Annotated in this window: 13 protein-coding genes and 1 pseudogene; 11 read left to right on the forward strand and 3 right to left on the reverse strand. The window is 54.9% G+C overall.

Translation table 11 applies throughout. The features are described from left to right. Positions 1-86: 86 nt before the first annotated feature. From BRO54_RS14730 to BRO54_RS14745, 4 genes and pseudogenes are all read left to right on the forward strand, one after another. Positions 87-2,453: an immune inhibitor A domain-containing protein gene (locus BRO54_RS14730; protein ID WP_074044424.1), complete on the forward strand. Its 2,367-nt coding sequence runs from the start codon at positions 87-89 to the stop codon at positions 2,451-2,453. 157 nt (positions 2,454-2,610) lie between these two features. After that, complete coding sequence (locus BRO54_RS14735; RefSeq protein WP_074044425.1) at positions 2,611-2,859, forward strand: hypothetical protein; 249 nt, start codon at positions 2,611-2,613, stop codon at positions 2,857-2,859. Between the two features lie 175 nt (positions 2,860-3,034). Continuing rightward, on the forward strand, positions 3,035-3,829 hold the full coding sequence (locus BRO54_RS14740) for a uroporphyrinogen-III synthase (protein WP_074044426.1): 795 nt from the start codon (positions 3,035-3,037) through the stop codon (positions 3,827-3,829). Positions 3,830-3,837: 8 nt separating this feature from the next. Beyond that, positions 3,838-3,981, forward strand: a pseudogene (locus BRO54_RS14745) (hemerythrin domain-containing protein); the annotation flags it as partial. An 85-nt stretch (positions 3,982-4,066) separates the two neighbouring features. Here the strand turns inward: BRO54_RS14745 and narI are convergent. Next, complete coding sequence (gene narI / locus BRO54_RS14750) at positions 4,067-4,771, reverse strand: respiratory nitrate reductase subunit gamma (RefSeq protein WP_074044427.1); 705 nt, start codon at positions 4,769-4,771, stop codon at positions 4,067-4,069. Next, on the reverse strand, positions 4,747-5,184 hold the full coding sequence (narJ, locus tag BRO54_RS14755; RefSeq protein ID WP_084544561.1) for a nitrate reductase molybdenum cofactor assembly chaperone: 438 nt from the start codon (positions 5,182-5,184) through the stop codon (positions 4,747-4,749). Before narJ ends, narI begins: the two co-directional genes overlap by 25 nt. Between narJ and BRO54_RS14760 the strand changes: the two genes are divergently transcribed. The 7 genes from BRO54_RS14760 (at position 5,167) to BRO54_RS14795 (ending at position 14,812) form a co-directional block, all read left to right on the forward strand. Further along, on the forward strand, positions 5,167-5,670 hold the full coding sequence (locus BRO54_RS14760) for a metal-dependent hydrolase (RefSeq protein WP_074044428.1): 504 nt from the start codon (positions 5,167-5,169) through the stop codon (positions 5,668-5,670). The two genes, narJ and BRO54_RS14760, sit on opposite strands and share 18 nt — an antisense overlap. Positions 5,671-5,755: 85 nt before the next feature. Continuing rightward, positions 5,756-6,508: an alpha/beta hydrolase gene (locus BRO54_RS14765; protein ID WP_074044429.1), complete on the forward strand. Its 753-nt coding sequence runs from the start codon at positions 5,756-5,758 to the stop codon at positions 6,506-6,508. Positions 6,509-6,653: 145 nt separating this feature from the next. Continuing rightward, positions 6,654-10,814 (forward strand): bacteriocin-processing peptidase family protein, encoded by a 4,161-nt coding sequence (locus BRO54_RS14770; protein WP_074044430.1) that lies wholly within the window; start codon positions 6,654-6,656, stop codon positions 10,812-10,814. 85 nt (positions 10,815-10,899) lie between these two features. Further along, positions 10,900-11,166, forward strand: a complete 267-nt coding sequence (locus BRO54_RS14775) for a hypothetical protein (RefSeq protein ID WP_011231313.1) — start codon at positions 10,900-10,902, stop codon at positions 11,164-11,166. Between the two features lie 44 nt (positions 11,167-11,210). Then, on the forward strand, positions 11,211-11,960 hold the full coding sequence (yidC, locus tag BRO54_RS14780; protein WP_011231312.1) for a membrane protein insertase YidC: 750 nt from the start codon (positions 11,211-11,213) through the stop codon (positions 11,958-11,960). Positions 11,961-12,701: 741 nt separating this feature from the next. Further along, on the forward strand, positions 12,702-13,253 hold the full coding sequence (locus tag BRO54_RS14790; protein WP_011231310.1) for a cysteine hydrolase family protein: 552 nt from the start codon (positions 12,702-12,704) through the stop codon (positions 13,251-13,253). Positions 13,254-13,339: 86 nt separating this feature from the next. Further along, positions 13,340-14,812, forward strand: a complete 1,473-nt coding sequence (locus BRO54_RS14795; protein ID WP_011231309.1) for a nicotinate phosphoribosyltransferase — start codon at positions 13,340-13,342, stop codon at positions 14,810-14,812. Positions 14,813-15,004: 192 nt separating this feature from the next. On the opposite strand, the gene pepF is transcribed toward BRO54_RS14795, so the two are convergent. Beyond that, positions 15,005-16,849 (reverse strand): oligoendopeptidase F, encoded by a 1,845-nt coding sequence (pepF, locus tag BRO54_RS14800; RefSeq protein ID WP_074044431.1) that lies wholly within the window; start codon positions 16,847-16,849, stop codon positions 15,005-15,007. Positions 16,850-16,926: the final 77 nt, after the last annotated feature.

Genomic DNA, 16,926 nt, shown 5'->3' on the forward strand with positions numbered 1-16,926 from the left:
TTAGAAAATAACGATTTATTATTATCAAATTATTCTGTAATATTTTAATTGTATATATATTCTATTATAGTGAAGGAGGAGTTTTTCTGTCTAAGCGTTCGATCACTTCACTCGTTGCTGCGCTGTCCCTCGGCATCGGGCTGTGGGCATCTCCGGCGGAAGCTCCGAAAGCGGCCAACACCGCTGGCATTCCGGCTGTGAAGCAAGGGGGGCCGATCGATTTTGCGATCGCCAACGAAGAGAAGCTGGCGGAGATGTTGAAAAAAAGTGGAAAGCTTCGTGCTGATGCGACTCCTGCTGAGGCGGAACAAGCGGTGCGCGACTATTTGCGGCAAAAGGCGGCCTATATGCCGCGGGAGAAAGGGGAATTATACGAGAAAGAGGCAAAGCGCGCCGGGGCGCTGCGGGACGGACAGCGGACAAACGGGGTGCTGAACGGGAAAGGGAAAAAGCTCGGACAATCGAAAACGGCTTCCGTGCCGTCTGCCCAACCGGAGCGGTGGAACGGCGGCAAGCGGGTCGACCGTGTACTTGTTTTGCTCATCGAATATCCGGACTTTCCGCATAACAGCATTCAGCCAACTGAAACGGATATGTATTATAAAGATTATACACGCGAACATTATGAAGATATGATTTTCGGCGGCGATGACGGCTATTATGATGGGCCGAATGGCGAGAAGCTCATTTCGGTGAAAAAATATTATGAAGAGCAATCGGGCGGCAGCTATTCAATTGAAGGAAAAGTGGCGGGCTGGTATCAGGCGAAACATCCGGCCAAATACTACGGCGGCAATGTACCGGCGCCGGATGGCAATGACGCCCGTCCGCGCGACCTTGTGCGCGAGGCGCTGGCGGCGGCTGCGAAAGATCCGAGCATCAATTTGCGCGAATTTGACCAAGAAGACCGCTATGATTTGGACGGCGATGGCAACACGCGTGAGCCGGACGGTTTGATTGACCATTTAATGATCATTCATTCCAGCGTCGGAGAAGAAGCAGGCGGCGGTTCGCTCGGCGGCGATGCCATTTGGTCGCACCGCTGGAATTTAGGATCGGTGTACCGCATTCCGAATACGACGACGGATGTGCCGTATTGGCGCGGCCAACTGGCGGCTTACGATTATACGATTGAGCCGGCTGACGGGGCGGCAGGAGTGTTTGCTCACGAATACGGCCACGATTTAGGGCTGCCGGATGAATACGATACGATTTACTCCGGTCTGGGCGAGCCAGTTGCCTATTGGTCGATTATGTCAAGCGGAAGTTGGGCGGGACGCATTCCGGGCACCGAGCCGACCGGCTTCAGCGCCTGGGCGAAACAGTTTTTGCAGTCGACCATGCCGGGCAGCAACTGGCTGAGCGGAACGACCGTTGAGTGGAACGAAGTAACGCCAAACGGTGTTGAAGTCGTGCTCGATGAAGCGAACACGAAAGGGACGAACAACGATGCCGTGCGCATCAACTTGCCGGACAAAGAAACGGTCATCACGACCCCGCCAAGCGGTGCGTATGCATATTTCTCCGGCAGTGGAAACAACTTAGATCATACGATGTCAACGACGATCGATTTGACGAGAGCGTCCAAGGCGACGCTGGCATTTGATACATGGTATGCGATTGAGAAAGACTGGGATTATGGGGCGGTAGAAGTAAAACCGCATGGCAGCAACGAATGGACAACAATTCAAGGAAACATTACGACGCCCGACAATCCGTACGGGCAAAACCCGGGCAACGGCATTACCGGTACGTCAAACGGCTGGGTGAAGGCCGAATTTGACTTGTCGGCCTATGTGGGCAAAATCATCGATCTCCGTTTCCATTATGTAACGGATGTGGCGGTGTCGGAAGCCGGCTGGTATGTTGATAACATTCAAGTGACGGCAGATGGCGCAACTGTGCTTGTCGACGGCGCCGAAGGGGACAGCTCCTTTGTGATGGACGGCTTTGAGAAAAGCGATGGCAAGCGGTATTCGGAGCATTACTACTTGCTTGAATGGCGCAACCACCGCGGCGTCGATGAAGGGCTCGCCCATATTTTGCGCGGCGACCGGCTTCTTTCGTACGATCCAGGGCTTGTCGTCTGGTATGTGGATGAAGGATATGACAACAACTGGACGGGCGTCCATCCGGGCGAAGGGTTTCTTGGCGTTGTGGATGCCGATCAGCATACGTTAAAATGGTCGGGCAACACGACAGCGTCGACTCGCTATCAAGTGCACGATGCGGCGTTCAGCTTGAAAAAAGGTGCACCGTTCCGCCTCGAGTTGGGCGGCTCGCAACTGATCGACAACGATACATCGCCGACGCCGGTGTTTGACGACAGCCGATCGTATGACAATAAAGGGGCAGTTGACGCCGGCCGGAACGTGCCCAACTATGGCCTAAAAATCCGCGTCATCGGTGAAAGCGCTGACCGCACGGCAGCGCGCGTGTTGATCTATCGCTGACAAAATCTAGAGGCGCACGGAACGTTTCCGTGCGCTGAACATTTATCGACACAGTTTGTCATTCGCTCATCGAATTTGTTGATTTTTCTTCACTCCCTCTTCCGTCTTTTTCTTTTATAATCATGGATAGGGATGAGTGAGAAGGGGGAGCGAATGAATGAACGAATTGTGCCAACAGCTTTCGATGTGGATTGAAGAGAAGCAGCCGGTGCGCGTCAAAACGAATCAAGGGGAAGCGGTCGTGCTGCCGATCAAGTTGTACCAAGAAGCGCGCAAATTGTTTGTCTACAACCGTCAAATGCGGCTGATGAATATTCCGTTGGATCGGATTATTTCTGTTGAGCCGACGCGCATCATCGGTTCCTTTGACCGACGAGGAGAGGAAGCTGTCGTACATACTCGCTGAACGGCACGCGCCTTAGAGCGCGTGTTTTTTCATGGCGTTTGAAGCTGTCTATGCCCTACACATTCTTTCGAGGAGGAAGGCAGCCTGTCAAAAAGCGCAATGGTTTTGGTTGCATAGCCCAACGCCGTCCTTTAGAATGGAAAGGACGAACGACTGACCATAAGGGGGAAGGGACATGCATGGCAAACGGATTGCCTTGTGCGCCTCACGCAAACTGGACGAAATGACAACGCTTATTGAAAAGCAAGGGGGAACGGCCATCATTCGTCCAGCGCAAGGGACCGTCTTTTCAAAGGGAAGCGAACTGGGAGAGGAAATGCGAACCGTCATCGCCATGCGGCCGGACTGGATCGTATTTACGACGGGAATCGGCTTTGAGGCGCTGTTGGAAGCGGCCGACCGGGAGGGAATGGCTGCTGAATGGCATCGAACGATCAAGGAAGCGAACGTGGCTGCCCGCGGCTATAAAACGGTAACAGCGTTGAAACAAATCAGCGTCGCCCCAGTGGCCGCAAGCGAGGACGGGACGACGAAAGGGTTGATTGTTGCTCTTGACGGGCACGACTTTGCGGACAAGAACGTTGTTGTGCAGCTGTACGGCGATACCGCGCCGGCGCTTCGGCAATTTTTCCTTGAGCGTGGCGCGTCCTATACGGAACTGCTTCCATACCGGCATGTCGCTCCGGATGAGAAGACGCTTGAGACGCTATACAATGAAGTTGTCGGTCGTGAGGTCGATGCCGTCTGTTTTACTTCAGCGATGCAAGTCCGCTTTTTCTTTTCGTTCGCCCGCGAGAAAAAAGAGATCGCACCGCTGCTTGACGCGTTTCGCACCGATGTCGTGGCCTGCGCCGTCGGCAAAGTGACAAAAGAAGCATTGGAAGAAGAGGGAGTCGATCGCGTCATCGCCCCGGAACATGAGCGGATGGGAGCGATGATCGTGACGCTCGCACGCTACTTTGATGCGTAAGCCCTTTGTTGACGCTCGCCGGTGCGGTCATTGAGGCACATCATATTTTGGATGAGCATTTCATGAAAGAAGAAAACGTGCTCTTTCCGATGGCCGAGCGGCTGTTGTCGGATGAGGAAAAAGAGAAGCTGTTTGTGCGCATGAACGAGTAACGGTGAGATGAAAAACGGGATGCGCCCTGATTGGGAGCGCCCCGTTTTTTTGTTTGGTGGTCCTTAGGTGATGACCGCCGCTCGCTCACTGAGCGCGGTCGAACGGTTCCGCTTGTTTTGGCATTCGCTTTCGATAGACGACGTAGCTGCGCTGCAAATAGCGGAGCGGGAAGCTGAACACGTGGACGAGACGGGTGAACGGCCAGACGGCGAACAAGCCGAACGCGGCGAGAATATGGATTTTGAACCAAAGCGGCACTGTTTCCATATAGACCGGGTTCGGGCGGAACGTGAGGAGGCCGCGGAACCACGGGCCGATCGTCGTCCGGTAGTCAAAGCCGTGCGGGTTGACGTTCAGCAACGTCGATGACAATCCGCTGGCGATGACCACGAGCAAAAACCCAAGAGCGATCCAGTCGCCGGTGCTGCTTGTCGCCCGCACGCGCTTTACCGTCAGGCGGCGGCGAAAAAGGATCACGAAACCAGCGAGCGCCGCTAAGCCGGCCGGAATGCCGCCTGCCAAGGCGATGGCGTGGTACATCTCTTCTGTCACACCAAGCGCTTCGTAAAACGGCTCGGGAATGAGAATGCCCATCACGTGGCCGACAAACACGAACAAAATGCCCCAGTGGAACAGAAGGCTTCCAAGGCGCAACTGCCGTTTTTCGAGCAGTTCGCTTGATTTTGATGTACAGCCAAACTGGTCGCGCCGGTAGCGCCAAATATGGCCGACGACAAATAGGACAGGCGCCAAATACGGAACAATCACCCAGAGAAATTGGCTGACCATGCCGTTGCACTTCCTTTCGGGAGCGGCGTCACGCCGAGTTGAGTAAAGGTAACGTGGAGCGCTTCAAACAGCTTGGCATACGAGCTGCCCGCCGCTGCGAGCCGGTCGCCGATTTCGCGGATGTGGCCGGCATAGTCGGCAAGCAAGGCGATCGTATGCTCTTTATCTGCATAGGCCATCCATTCGAGCATCAGCGGCAAATAGTCGGGCAGCTCGTGATCGGAGACGGCGAATCCGGCCGCCTCGTAGCGCGCTTTTAAGGCGACGAGTTCGATTCCGCGCTCGCGCTGCTCGCCGTTTGTCATATACGTCAAGTATAAATTCGTCAAAGAAACGAACAAATATTCTTTTGTGTGGTATAATGGGGAAAACGATAAAAGTTTGAGGGGATTTCGTTGCGATACTCCAGCCATGTCATTGCCACATTATGCCTCGGCGCGGTGGCGGCCGCGCATACAAAGCTGCCGTTTACCGCCGCCTATACGGCGGGGCTTGTCATCGGCAGCCTTCTTCCTGACATTGACGAGCCGTCGTCATACGTCGGCCGCCGTTCGTTCGGCGTCGCCGGCAAAGTGAAAGAAGCGTTCGGCCATCGCGGCATGACGCATTCGCTCATCGTCTGGGGGGTGCTTGCCGCCCTCGTCTGGCGCGACTCGGCGTCGCCGTTTACCGCTGGGCTCGTGCTCGGCTACTTGTTTCATATTGTGGAAGACTTTTTTTCTGTTCAAGGGGTGCCGCTGTTTTGGCCGTTTTCGTCCAAGCGGTGGAAAGTGCCGCTCTATCGGACGGGAAAAGGGATGGAGAAAGCATTGGTTGGCATCGCTTGGATCGCGTTCGTCTATTTTGGCGTCAACGGCTTGTTTCACGAATGGTGGCGGTCATGGTTGTCGATGTGGTAACGGCGCCCGATCAAAAAAGGAAAAAAGAGGTGCGGCGGCGAATATGGTGAGAGGAACGGATTTGACTAGATAAGGGGGGAGGAAGATGAGTGAACAATATCCGGTGCTCCCGGGCGCCGAGCCGTTTTACGCCGAAAACGGGCCGGTCGGGGTGCTGTTGTCTCACGGGTTTACCGGCACGCCCCACAGCATGCGCCCGCTCGCTGAGGCGTATGCGAAAGCCGGCTACACGGTCTGCCTGCCGCGCTTAAAAGGGCACGGAACGCATTATGAAGATATGGAGCGGACGACGTTCCACGACTGGATCGCCTCGGTCGAAGAAGGATATGAATGGCTGAAAAAACGATGCGGAGCGATTTTCGCCACCGGACTTTCGATGGGCGGGACGCTCACGCTGCATCTTGCGGAACATCACCCAGACATCCGCGGCATCGTGTTGGTGAATGCTGCTATCGATATTCCGGCCATCCGCGCTGGTCTAGCGGGTGGGGGCGAGCTGCCGAGGTATCTCGATTCGATCGGTTCGGACTTGAAAAATCCGGATGTGAAAGAGCTGGCATACGAGAAAACGCCGACCGCTTCGCTTCTTCAGCTGGCTAGGCTGATGGAACAGACAAAAGCGAAACTCGATCGCATCGTCTGTCCGGCGTTGATTTTTGTCTCCGACGAAGATCACGTCGTGCCGCCGGGAAACGCCGACATCATCTTTCAAGGCATTTCATCGACGGAGAAAGAGATCGTCCGCCTCCGAAACAGCTACCATGTGGCGACGCTCGATTACGACCAACCGATGATTATTGAACGGTCTCTCGAATTTTTCGCCAAGCACGCCGGATAAAACGAATCGGTATATGGCTGATCCTGTTCAAAGGAGAGGCCATTTTTTGTTTGTCGGTATTTTTGTGAAAAAATATGTGGCTGTTTTGCCGGGCTTGTTCTACACTTATAAATAGCTGGAAAAAGAATAAGGGAGTTTTCTTTGTATGAATCATATCAAACCGATCGCATTGCTCGTTGAAGAAAAACGAATCGTGGATGCCCTTGCCCAGGTGCGGCCGCATTTAGAAAACATGGGATTGTTTCAATGGCGGCCGCTCATGGCGTCATGGGATGCGATTGAACCGTTTCGGACGTTCGTCCGGTTGTTTGATTATGCGCTCATGTACCGGCATAGCGGGCTTGTCGCGCGGTACGCCCACCGGAAGTTCAACACGCTGCAGACGCTCGCTTGGGTGTGCGATGAGTGGCTCGAGAACCGCCGGCCGCTCGATGTGGAAGAGGCGCTCACCCCGCGTCTTACAGAAGCGCTCGAAGGCCGGGTGGAGGAGCCGAGGGAATCGATCGCCCGGGCGGCGTTTGCGTTGGTGCGCGCTTTGCTCGATATGCAGCGGATCGATGAGGCACGGGAATGGATGGATGTGGTTGCCCGCTATGAGACGGTGCCGATGCATGACAAGTGGGGCTACTTTTATATCGAGACCGGCGACCGGAAGCGCGCCGAACAGGCGGTTCGCGCCGGTCTCGATGACCCGGAGCGCGGCGACATGTGCTATTTGCTGCTTTCGGATTTGTACGCTCTTGACGGCCGCCATCACGAGGCGCTTGCCGTTCTGGAGGAAGGAAAGCGGCGCTTTCCGCAAGTGCTGGCGTTTTACGCTGAGCGCGTGCGCCGCTTGCGCGATGTGCGCGCCTACCGCGAGGCGCTCGCGGCGATGGATGAACTTGACCGCCTGAATCCGCTTCATATGCATCGCCGTTATTTCGCCCATTTGCGCGCCGAACTGTATTACCAGCTTGACGAATGGGAGAAGCTTGAATCGCTTGTGAAAGCGGAGCCGCAGCTTGAAAAAACGCCGTACGCCCGAGCGCTTGGGCGGCAAAGTAAACGGTCGGTGGTGCTGCCGCTTGTGCCGGTCGTGCAAAAGCATAACTATTGCGTGCCGGCAAGTTTGGAAATGATGCTTCGATTGCTTGGCTCCCCCCGTACGCAGGATGAAGTGGCCAAACATATTTTTGATGTGCGCGGATCGAAATTGTCGACGACGGTTCATTATTTGGAAGAGCTTGGCTTTGTTTGCCGCTTTTTCGTCGGCTCGCCGCTTCGTTGGAAGCGGCTGATTGATGAGGGCGTTCCGGTGCTGTTAAGCGTCGATTATGAACAGTCATCGCACGTGCAGGTGCTGTTTGGCTATGACGAGCGGCTTGGGGCGTTGTACGTGCAAGACCCGAATCTATTTGATCCGTTTGTCGTTTCCGAGGACGAGCTTGCCAAATGGTATGCAGGGACGCATTATTTGTCGATTGTTGCGCTTCCCCGGGAAAAAGCGGCGCTCGCCGCCGAGCTCCCCGAAGAGGAAGACCGCTATTTCCGCGAATTGCATGCGTTGGCCGAAAAGATGGATGAGGACGAACAGGTGCATTTCGACGCGTTTGTCGCCTTTTTGCGCAAGCATGAGCACATCCCGTACACATGGCTGTATGTCATGAAGCATTTTAGCAGCGATGAGGCGAAGCCGCTTGTGTTGGATTACACCGGGCGCGTCTTGAGCGAGTATCCCGAACATAACGACTTGCTGCTGATGGCGGCGAAAGCGTACGTCTACACGCAAGAAATGGAGAAGGCCGAAGACGTGCTCAAACGGGTGAAAGGAAAGGCGCAAAGCCCGCTCTACCATTATTTGCGCGGCCGAATCGCCTTTTTTGCCAGCCGTTACGAAGAGGCGGCCCGCTATTTTCGCACATCGCTCCAGTTGGACCCAGATCAGCCGGAAGTGTGGAGCTATTTCGGACTCGCCTCGGCGTACGCCGGTCATATCGAAAAAGGGCTCATCTCTTCGCGCGTAGCGGTCAGCTTATATCCGGGCGATTTGTTTATCGAAACGAACCATGGTGTGCTGTTGTTCCACGCGAAGCGGTTTGCCGAAGCGCGCGCCTGGTTTGATCGTCTTGTGCGCCGCGAACGGCGGGATGCCCAGCTTTGGTATGAGCGGGCCCGCTGCGATCGGGAGCTCGGCCGCCGGCGCAAGGCGGAACGCGGCTTTTGCGTCGCCAAAGCGCTCGACCCGCAGGAACCGTACCCGTATTTGATGTTGGCTGACTTGTATGATGACGACGGTGATCGGGAAAAAGCGAAAGCGGTGTTGGAAGAGGGATTGGCCGCCGCCTGGCGGTTGGCGCCGCTTTACGTCCGCCTTGGCGATCTCTATATGGAGGAAGGAGAGGCGGAACAAGCGGTTTCGTGCTACGAAGAGGCGATCCGCCATGACAGCGATGACGTGTTTGCCCATCTAGGCTTGGCGGCCGCCCTCGCGGAGCGCGGGGATGTGGAAGCGGCGCGCCGGTATGTAATCAAGCAGCGCACCCGTTTTGCCAACAACAGCGAATATTGGCTCAATGCAGGCAAATGGCTCATCGCCCACGGTTTCGCTGATGAGGAGGAAGGACGCGAGACGGCGCTGTCGTGGTTGGAGGAGGGGCTGCGCCTTGCCGAGTTTGATGCCGAAGAAGCGTACGAGTTTTACATCGACCAGCTGACAACGCCAACTCTTCGAGAGCGCGGCCGGGCGTTTTTGAAACAGCTTGTCTCGGCTCGCCCGAAACTCGCTTCGGCCCATTCCGCTCTCGGCGTCCTTTATGAGCGGCAAGGCCGGCCGTCCAAGGCCATGGCGTTTTACCGAGAAGCCGCCGCCATGGGCCATTGGCTTTCACTCTTCCGGCTGGCGGAGCTGTGCGCCTCGCTCGGACGCTACCAAGAGGCGAAACAACATTATGAGGCGTGTCTCAAAGCCGATCCGTCGTTTGTCCTCTGCCATTTTCGCTTAGCTGCGCTCTATGAGGCAGAAGGAAACGAAGAGCGGCAGCACGCGCATTTGCTTCAGGCGATTCGCCTTGCTCCGCTGCGAGTGGATAGCGAACAGCTTGCAGCGATCATAGAGCCTCCGGCGCTGCTTGAGGCGTTGGCCGATGCCCGTCCGCGTGGAGGAGATGTGTGGTACTATGACAGCCTCGGGTATGTATATGGAGCGCTCGGACGCCTCGATCAAGAAAAGGCGGCGGTCGAGAGGGCGCTTGCTCTTGACCCGGATCACAGTGAAGTGCTTCGTCATTACGCGAATGTGCTTAGCCGGGAAGGACGCACGAAAGAGGCAATCAAGCTGCTCGAGCGGTTGATGGTGCGCCATCCCGACGATGAATCGTTGTATTCGGCATATGTCGCCTTATTCCCGAAAACGATGCGCGGCTTAGGGAAGCTGCGCCACCGGCTGGAACGGCTGAAGATCGGCCGTGAGGCGAAAAGCGTTATTTATCGGAACGCGGCCGCCGCTCTCCTTCCGTATTTGGAAGAGGAACAGAACGAAAACGACGAGCCGGTGCGGTGGTGGACAAAAGCGAAAGAATGGATGGGCAGGTTTTCCTTGTTTTCGATCGTCATTGATTTGTATGAGGAGGCGATTCGCCTCAATCGCAGCCATGCGGAAGCCTATGGGCAGCTCGCCCGCCTTTATGCGGCGATCGAGCTGGAGGACGATGCCATCAAAACGTGGCGCAAAGCGCTTGCCCGCGTTTGGGATCCTTCATTGGCGCGTGAATTTGTCGAACACTTGTTGAAGGCCGACGAGGAGAAAAAGCGCCAAGAAGCCAAGCGGTGGCTTGAGCGGCTAGTGGCTGATGACCCGGACGATGTCGAACTGCGCGTGTTGCAGGCGGTCGTTTGGCTTCAAGAAGGGCAGCACGAGAAAGCCGAGCGGCAGCTGGAGGCGATCGTGGCGGAAGAACCGCTCGCCCGTGAGGCGCTCATGTTGCTTGGCGAACAGTATATGGAAACGGGCCGCTATCAGGAAGCGGCGGCGCTTTGGGAGCGCTACGCCGATTGGTATCCTGAGGATGAAGAGCTGAATATGCAGCTCGCGGCTGCTTATGAAGCGGCAGGGCACATTGAGCGGGCGTTGGCTGCCATTGAACGGTGCGCCCATATGGCCAAAGATGCTCGACTTCGCTACGAACGAGCCCGCTGTCTCGCGCTGCTTGGACGCTTCGATGAGGCGAAGCAAGAGCTTGAGGCGGCATTTTCGGCCGATGAAAGCGGAGAGCTCGCCATGTTGGCGGCTGACGAGCCGGCATTTCACCGCTTGGAGCGGATGTGATCAATTGTTGCTTTTCTTTTGATGGAAAGTTTGCTATTGTATGAGAAGAGAAGATGGACGGGGCAAAAGGGGGTGGACGGGACGCATGGAAGCGCCTATTGATTTGCTTGTGTATATGTCGCTTGTCGGCGCGTTATGGATCATCATGAAAGGGTATATGGGCGCACATCGGACAGCGAAATCATTGTTTTACGAGCCGGCGTTGGCCTCGGTTCGCGAGCGGGAGGCGGGAGGAGGCGCCGAACGAGCGGCGCTTCCATGGCGCCCGCTGTTTTTGCCGCAGCGGCGGAAAATTCCCGTTCGGGAACGGACAAGCCGAACGGATGAGGATGGAAGGCCCTTTCCTTTATGATGAAACGGCATGATTTTGCAACATGATATTAAGGAGGGCTTTTCATGAAAAAATGGGTATTGGTGCTGCTTGGTGCAGTCTTGCTTCTTTCCGGCTGCAACCGCAACGAACCGATCAATGAACATAGCCAAGGCATTTGGAACCATTATTTTGTCTACCCGATGTCGAAGCTCCTTTTGACGCTTGGGCACTGGTTTGGCGACAACTACGGCATCGCCATTATCGTGCTGACGCTCATCGTCCGTTTTTGCTTGCTGCCGCTCATTTTGAAGCAGTTCCGCGCATCACTCGCCATGCAAAAACTGCGCCCGGAATTGTTGAAGCTGCAAGAAAAATATAAAAGCAAAGACCCGGAAACGCAGCGCAAGCTCCAGCAAGAAATGATGCAGCTGTACCAAAAGCACGGCGTCAACCCGGCGAGCGGCTGTCTGCCGGTGTTAATTCAAATGCCGATTTTTATGGCGCTTTATTACGCGATTTCGCGGACGCAAGAAATTAAAACCCACTCGTTCCTATGGGTCGAGCTTGGCCACCGCGATCCGTATTTCATTTTGCCCGTTTTGGCGGCGTTGACGACGTTCATCTCGCTCCGCCTCTCGCCGTCGATGGCCGAAGAACAAATGCCGCAAATGGCGATGATGTTGTACATCATGCCGGTGATGATTTTTATCGGTGCCAGTTCCGTTCCGTCGGCGCTGTCGCTCTATTGGGTTGTCGGCGGTTGCTTCTCGATCATCCAGTCGCTCATTTTGCGCAGTCAGCTAAAAGCGGCGAAAGCGGCGGAAAACAGCTAAAACCACATCGACAATCCCCTGTCCGCTTCAAGTAGGCAGGGGATTCAGTATGAGTAAAATATTTGTGGGTGACATTCCGAAATGATTCCCTGATGAGGATTACGAACTTTTGCTTGTGATGCTCGCCTAGAAGGCTGGTGAAAAACTAGTTTTTTGCTCAAATCGGCGGTATTTGATCAGAAAGGAGAACAGATCTGAAAAGGCTTATCTCATTGAAAAAGAGTTAGGGTGAGCCGCTTTTTCATTAAAAATCACCGGCCTTCTAGGTCACCAAGCTGATGAGCGAATAGAGGCCTATGATCCGTGCCGAGACCTGTTGGTCATCCAGGCCAAACGGAAGGCAGGACGGTTATGGGCGGATGTGGTGCGTCAGAACATCCCGTATCTTCAACCGTCATCCAGGACGCCGATTGATCAAGCGTTGTCGGCGCTTCGGGATGAAGGTTGCGTGTAAAAAATGAAATACAATGTCATCGCCGTAAGATGAGGGATGAGAGTTCAAAAGCGCTTACGATATCCATTCCTGAAAATGGTTCACTAATCGGTGATGGACAACGCCCGTAGTGAACCGAAAAAAGTTCTCCACAAAGTCTTGACTGACTCGGGGATTCGTTGTTTCATCTGATGTTAACGTTGCTATGGTATAATGATAGAAAAGGCCAAAAAGATGTGGGCGAGATGGAAAAACAGCAACCCGACCATGTAGGAATAGAGGAAAAGAGAAAAAGGGAGTGAATGGGAATGAACAAGGCGCTCATTAACATCGACTACACCGTCGATTTTATCGCCGATGACGGCGCGCTCACATGCGGGAAGCCGGGGCAGGCGATTGAAGAAGAACTTGTACGGGTGACGAAACAGTTTATCGATCGTGGAGATTTTGTTGTCTTTGCCATTGACAAACATGTGGCGGGAGATCACTACCATCCGGAAACGAAGCTGTTTCCGCCGCATAACATTGAAGGGACAGAGGGACGAAAGCTGTACGGGGAGCTCGAGGCGGTATATCAGGCGAACAAGCATAAAGACAATGTGTATTGGATGGACAAAACGCGCTACAGCGCGTTCGCCGGGACCGATTTGGAGCTGAAATTGCGCGAGAGAGGCATCACGGAAGTGCATTTGGTCGGCTGCTGCACCGATATTTGCGTCCTCCATACGGCGGTTGATGCATACAATAAAGGCTTTCGCATCGTCGTCCACCGGCGGGCGGTCGCGAGCTTCGACGCGGCGGGACACGAATGGGCGCTCCGCCATTTTCGCCATACGCTAGGCGCAGAAATAGTGGAATAATGGAGAAAACATGATAGAATAGACGGTGAACGTTCTTTTTCTCCATTCGGCGGCGCAGTCATTCGTGTGTTGGAGGTTGCACATTCATGAACGAAAAATATGCCGATGACAGTTTGATGCTTCATACGGACTTATATCAAATCAATATGGTCGAGACGTATTGGGAAGATCGTATGCATGAGCGCCGCGCCGTGTTTGAAGTGTTTTTCCGCAAGCTGCCGTTTGGCAACGGCTATGCGGTGTTCGCTGGGTTGGAGCGCGTCATTCAGTTTTTGCAACAATTCCGCTTCTCCGACAGCGACATCGACTATTTGCGGCATGAGCTTGGCTACCGCGACGACTTTTTAGACTATTTGCGGACGCTTCGTTTCACTGGCACGGTCCGTTCGATGCGAGAAGGGGAAATCGTGTTCGCCAACGAGCCGATTATGCGCATTGAGGCGCCGCTCGCGGAGGCGCAGCTCATCGAAACCGCCATTTTAAACATCATCAATTTCCAGACGCTCATCGCCACGAAAGCGTCACGCATTAAGCATATTCTCGGGGATGAGCCGGCCTTGGAGTTCGGCAGTCGGCGGGCGCAGGAGATGGATGCGGCGCTATGGGGCGCGCGCGCGGCGTATATCGGTGGGATTGAGGCGACATCGAACGTGCGCGCTGGGAAGCTGTTTGGCATTCCGGTCGCCGGAACGCATGCCCATTCGATGATTCAAGCGTATCAGGATGAATACATCGCATTTTTGAAGTATGCACGCCGCCATAAAGACTGCGTATTTCTCGTCGATACGTACGATACGTTGAAGTCGGGGGTGCCAAACGCCATTCGCGTCGCTAAGGAGCTGGGCGACCAAATCAACTTTATCGGCATCCGCATCGACAGCGGCGATCTCGCCTATTTGTCGAAAGAAGCGCGGAAAATGCTCGATGAAGCCGGATTTCCGAACGCGAAAATTTTCGCCTCGAACGATTTGGACGAAGATACGATTTTAAACTTGAAGTCGCAAGGGGCGAAAATTGACGTCTGGGGGATCGGCACGAAGCTGATCACGGCGTACGATCAGCCGGCGCTCGGTGCCGTGTACAAAATGGTGGCGATTGAAAACGAACGCGGTGAGATGGTCGATACGATCAAAATCAGCGGCAATCCAGAGAAAGTGACGACGCCGGGGCTGAAGCGGGTGTACCGCATCGTCAACAAAATCAACCATAAAGCGGAAGGCGACTACATCGCCTTAGAGAGCGAAAACCCGCAGCAAGAAGAGCGGCTGAAAATGTTCCATCCGGTGTACACGTTCATCAGCAAATTCGTCACCAATTTTGAAGCGCGTGATTTGCATGTGACGATCTTCGACAACGGCCGGCTTGTGTATACGTCGCCCCCGCTTTCGGACATTCAAGCGTATGCGAAAGAAAGCTTGCGCTTGTTTTGGGAGGAATACAAACGGACGCTCAACCCTGAGCAATATCCCGTCGATTTGAGCCAAGCGTGCTGGGACAATAAGATGGAAAACATCCGCAAGGTGAAAGAAACGATCGCGCGCATGTCGACGAAAGAGTAACCGACCGCCGGACGCGGACAAGTCGAAAGGCGGATCCGCCTAACTTTCGCGCTGCCGGGCGGCCATTCGATGCTGAACAGAGAAAATCGGGCGTCTCGCCGCGCCTCGTTCGCTGCTTGTGGGGCGGCGGATGCGGCGCGCGGCGAAGGAAAACGTGTCCCGCGGCGAGGCGAGGCACGTTTTCGTTCATGATTAGGAATTTTCGCTTGCCAGTTGTTTGTCGAGTTCATCGACAAGAGCAGTGAAGTGGCGCAAGACGCGCTCGATCGGTTCGGGGCTTGTCATATCCACTCCGGCTCGCTTGAGCAGGCGGATCGGGTCATCGGATGCGCCGGAGCGCAAAAATTGTTTGTACCGCTTCACCGCTTTCCCGCTTTTGTCGGTTTGGATATCGCTCACAATGGCGTACGACGCAGCGAGCGATGTTGCGTATTTGTACACATAAAAGGCGTCATAAAAATGCGGGATGCGCAGCCAGCCCAGCGCCGATCCCGGATCGGCGGCGTATGCTGGACCGTAATACGTTTTGAGCAGGCCAAGCCAAAGATTGTTCAGTTCGTCCGCCGTCAAGCTGCCGCCTTGGCGCACTTTGTCATGGATTATCCGCTCAAATTCGGAATACATCACTTGCGTGTACAACGTGCCGCGGATTTGCTCGATTTGTTCGATGAGCAGGCGGAGCTTTTCCTCTTTTGTTTTCGCCTGTTTGTACAAATAATCGAGCATGAGCCATTCGTTCGCGGTCGATGCCACTTCCGCGGTGAAAATCGAATGGCCGGAATAATGGTACGGCTGCGTGCGGTTCGTGTACACGGAATGCATGGCGTGCCCGAGCTCATGCGCCATCGTCAACACGCTGTCGAGCGACCCGTTGTAATTGAGCAAGATGAACGGATGGGTGTCATACGCTCCCGTGTTATAGCCGCCGGTATATTTTTTCGGACGCGGGTAGACATCAAGCCATCGTTCTTGAAACGCTCGGTGCACCTGTTTGATATAGTCGGCGCCGAGCGGCTTGAGCCCTTCCACTATGAGCGTCTTCGCCGTTTCGACCGGAATCGGTTTCATTGTTTCACCGACAAGCGGCACGTACAAGTCATAGCTATGGACGCGGTCAAGCCCGAGCGCGCGCCGCCGCAGTTCGACATAGCGGTGAAGCGCCGGCAAGTGGCGGCGGGTGGCGGCGATCAAGTGATCAAACACTTCCTTCGGTACGTCATCGGCGGCCAGCGCGGCGGCAAGGCCGGACGGATAGCGGCGCACGTTCGCATACAGTTCGTCCGCTTGGACGGAGGCATACAGCGTCGCGGCCGCGGTTTGTTCAATGGCTTCATAACTTTTGGCTTTCGCTTCAAACGCCGCCTTTCGATAGCGGCGGTCCGGGTGCTCGAGCATGGCGGCGTATTGGTCGTCGGTCAATGTCACCGTTTTTCCGTTCGGCATCTTGACAGACGGCGGCTCGTAATCGCCGCGGGCGGCGTGGTCATAAATGTTCTCCGCTTCGCCGAGCGCCGGCGATAGTTTCGCGAGCAGCTGTTCTTCGCGTTTCGTGAGCGTATGCGGCTTTTGCTCGAGCAACTCATTGAAGTAATGGCGATACGCCTTCAGCGGTTTGCTTTTTTGGAGCTTCCTGAGCGTCCGCTCTGGGAGGGCGAGCAGTTCCGGCTCGATAAACGCTGTTTTCGCCGCATATTGGGCGGCGAGCGCTTCCACTTTTGCCCCGAGCCGGGCCGCCGTTTCATCTTCAATGTTGATATCGCGTTTTAAATGGGCGTAAAGCGACAGTTTTTCCAGCTTGCGGGCCGTTTGTTCGTTTAGGGCGAACAGTTTGGCGATCGTCTTTGCATCGTCAAGCTTCCCTTCAAACGCCGCCAATTTCGGCAAGGCGTTTTGCACCGCCTTATAGTCGCGCATCCATTCGTGTTCGGATGGGTAAATGTCGGCTACATTCCATTCGTATGCGGTTTCGGCGGCTGATGTCGGCCATGGGGAGGCCAAAAGAAGCACGGCGGCGAGCCCAAGGAGCCAGCGCCTCATATCATCACGTCCTTTCCGTTTTTTCCTCTTGTTGGTAGTATGCGCAAGCGGAACGATTTTAGCCAAAAAAAGAAAGG

It is taken from the genome of Geobacillus proteiniphilus, assembly GCF_001908025.1.
In the GTDB taxonomy this organism is placed as follows: Bacteria; Bacillota; Bacilli; order Bacillales; family Anoxybacillaceae; genus Geobacillus; species Geobacillus proteiniphilus.

What these genes read in the sequence shown, in the direction of transcription:
- pepF (WP_074044431.1), bottom strand. Translation starts at nt 16,849, where the DNA reads ATGAGGCGCTGGCTCCTTGGGCTCGCCGCCGTGCTTCTTTTGGCCTCC.
- BRO54_RS14765 (WP_074044429.1), top strand. Translation starts at nt 5,756, where the DNA reads ATGAGTGAACAATATCCGGTGCTCCCGGGCGCCGAGCCGTTTTACGCC.
- BRO54_RS14790 (WP_011231310.1), top strand. Translation starts at nt 12,702, where the DNA reads ATGAACAAGGCGCTCATTAACATCGACTACACCGTCGATTTTATCGCC.
- BRO54_RS14740 (WP_074044426.1), top strand. Translation starts at nt 3,035, where the DNA reads ATGCATGGCAAACGGATTGCCTTGTGCGCCTCACGCAAACTGGACGAA.
- BRO54_RS14770 (WP_074044430.1), top strand. Translation starts at nt 6,654, where the DNA reads ATGAATCATATCAAACCGATCGCATTGCTCGTTGAAGAAAAACGAATC.
- BRO54_RS14735 (WP_074044425.1), top strand. Translation starts at nt 2,611, where the DNA reads ATGAACGAATTGTGCCAACAGCTTTCGATGTGGATTGAAGAGAAGCAG.
- narI (WP_074044427.1), bottom strand. Translation starts at nt 4,771, where the DNA reads ATGGTCAGCCAATTTCTCTGGGTGATTGTTCCGTATTTGGCGCCTGTC.
- yidC (WP_011231312.1), top strand. Translation starts at nt 11,211, where the DNA reads ATGAAAAAATGGGTATTGGTGCTGCTTGGTGCAGTCTTGCTTCTTTCC.
- BRO54_RS14795 (WP_011231309.1), top strand. Translation starts at nt 13,340, where the DNA reads ATGAACGAAAAATATGCCGATGACAGTTTGATGCTTCATACGGACTTA.
- BRO54_RS14775 (WP_011231313.1), top strand. Translation starts at nt 10,900, where the DNA reads ATGGAAGCGCCTATTGATTTGCTTGTGTATATGTCGCTTGTCGGCGCG.
- narJ (WP_084544561.1), bottom strand. Translation starts at nt 5,184, where the DNA reads ATGGCTGGAGTATCGCAACGAAATCCCCTCAAACTTTTATCGTTTTCC.